The organism is Rhizobacter sp. P3_B12, from assembly GCF_056402895.1.
Map to the genome: position 1 here is coordinate 1 of NZ_JBFUGN010000954.1, position 2,355 is coordinate 2,355.

Below are 2,355 nucleotides of genomic sequence, written 5' to 3' on the forward strand. Positions count from 1 at the left end.
GTATCCGACGAGCCGTCCCAGCCGGCGAACGCGGTGTCGTTGACGGCATCGAGCCCGAGGATCGGCGTGCGCAGGTCGGTCTCCAGCGCGTTCGACACCAGGTACAGCAGCGACTTGCGGTAGATCGACGCGACGTTGTCATCGCGCTCGACCTTGTCGGACAGCACGTCCAGGTGCAGCCGCTCCATCACCCGCGCGTCGCTCGCATAGTGCTGGTTCGCGAACGCGACGGTGCAGGCCGGCGCATACAGGTTGACCGACGCGAGGCGCTGCGCGAGGCCGTCGTCGCGGCCGGCGTGCTGGCGCGCCGCGAGCGCCCCGAGGAAGTGGCCGAGCGCGATCGAGCCGGCCGAGTGGCCGACCAGGTGCAGTTCGAACTGCGTGCCCCAGGTGGCCGCCAGCGACTGGATCGCGTCCAGCAGCAATTCGCCGCCGTGGCGCGGCGAGAAGGCGAGTTGCGCGTTCTCCTTCATCTCGCTCCAGATCGGCCTGGCGAGCGGGCGGCCGATGGTCTTCTCGATCAGCAGGTCGGTCTTGTCGGTCAGCCATTCGCCGGCGCCGGCGCGCGCCGGTTCGCGGTGGAAGGCGTCCGACAGGATGTCGCCGATCGATTCGAGCATGCCGGTCTTCCAGACCAGGAACAGCGGGTAGCAGCCGTTGCCGAGCAGGTAGCGGCCCATCGCGCTCGCGCGCTTGATCGCATCGGGCTCGCTGTTCAGGCCCCCGTGCACGTACAGCAGCAGTCGCTTCGGCCCGTCGGGCTGGCTGCGGAACCACTGGTCGGGCAGCGCATACGCCTGCTGCTGCAGCTTGCGCGGCTGCTCGTCCTCGGTCAGGTAGCGGCTCACGCGGCCGTCGTTGCCGAGCACGACGCTGTGCCGGTACGCGAGCGCGCTGTCCCACCAGCCGTTGCGGTTCGCGTCGCTGCGCTTCGCGCCGGTGCCCTGGGCGCCCGGCTGCGCCACCGCGAGCCGCCCGGCCACCACGCCCGGCACGCCGAGCGCGACGACCCAGGCGTCCATTGCGTTGGCCAGCCAGTCGAGGTACGACAGCGTCGCGAAGCCGCCGGCACCAAAGTCGCGGCCCCAGGAGTTCTGCAGCACGAAACCGCGGTCGTTGAAGCCGACCAGCGCGAACGCATGGCCGCCGTCCTTCGACGGCTTGCCGTCGAACGCGATCAGCGGCAGGTCGGCATGGCCCTTGGGTTCGCCGGCGACGTCGGGCACCGCATCCCAGCCGTCGTGCGTGAAGGCCGAGACGAACACCGCACCATGCTGCGCGATGGCGGCCTGCATGTCGGTGATCGACTGCGTGTCGACGCGGTAGTAGACGCCCAGCGTGTTCTGCGTGGCCCGCGTCGCGAAGCCGTAGCGCGCGGTGTCGGATTTGTCGGCCTGGTAGGGCCAGTCCTTCTCCAGGCACACGCCGTTGTTGAACCAGCCCTTCAGTGCGCCGCGGCAGCTGGAGCCCTCGTAGTTCTCGCCTTCGTATTCGTCGTGGCGGCGCGCCAGCGTGTAGAGCATGCGCGGGCTGACCGATTCGAAGCGGGCCGGCGTCTTCGCCTTCAGCCAGCGCAGGTAGTTGATGACGCAGCCGAGCCCGAAGCCGGTGCAGGCGCCTTCGCTGCCCTGGTTCAGGATCAGCCCGGCCTTGGCATAGCCGGGCAGGAAGCGCTGCACGATCTCGGCGCCCGGGAATTCATCGGGCAGCGTCAGCGCCGCGGGCATGTACTGGCGGTCGCGCAGGTCGGCGGTGTCCTTCTTCGTGCGCGAGACGCGGTGGGCGCTGCCGGCGGGGCGGCGCGACTTCGCCGTGCCGTGGGCCGCACCCGCACCGGTGGCCGCCGGCGCCTGCGCGGTGGCGGCGAGATCGAACACGCTGCGGAACGCGGCCAGCCCGTGCGCGCCGCCGTTGACCAGCTTGCGTGCCGCCGCGAAATCGCCCTTGCCGATCGCGGCGCGGAACTTGTCGGCCTTGTCGAACAGGAACTGCGCGAGCACCACCGCCGCCACCTCCGGCGCGTTCGCCTTGTCGGGGTCGGCATCGAGCGCGAGGCCGATCACCTCGCCGTAGTGCTTGTAGTTCGCGCGGCCGGTCAGCTGCACGAAGCCGCGGCCCTTGTAGCGCGCGCCATCGCCGGCCGCGCCGTTGCCGAGATCGCGGCGCAGGTCGTAGCTGCTGAACGGCGCGCCGCCGGGCGGCGTGTTGAAGCGCGACTGGAACTCGGCGATCGGCACGAACCCCTCGGTCTCGGCGCGGATCGTGCCGAGCGCGCCCAGCACCATCGGCCGGTCGACCAGCCCGGCCGCGCGCAAGGCCGCTTCGACGTACGGCAGGTAGCGCGCGATGTTGGCC

1 protein-coding gene is annotated in these 2,355 nt (G+C 70.9%); it reads right to left on the reverse strand.

Annotated elements, in window-relative coordinates; genetic code table 11:
- Window positions 1–2,355: C1 family peptidase (locus tag AC1D01_RS30625; RefSeq protein WP_477873152.1), on the reverse strand; the 2,355-nt coding region annotated here is incomplete at both ends.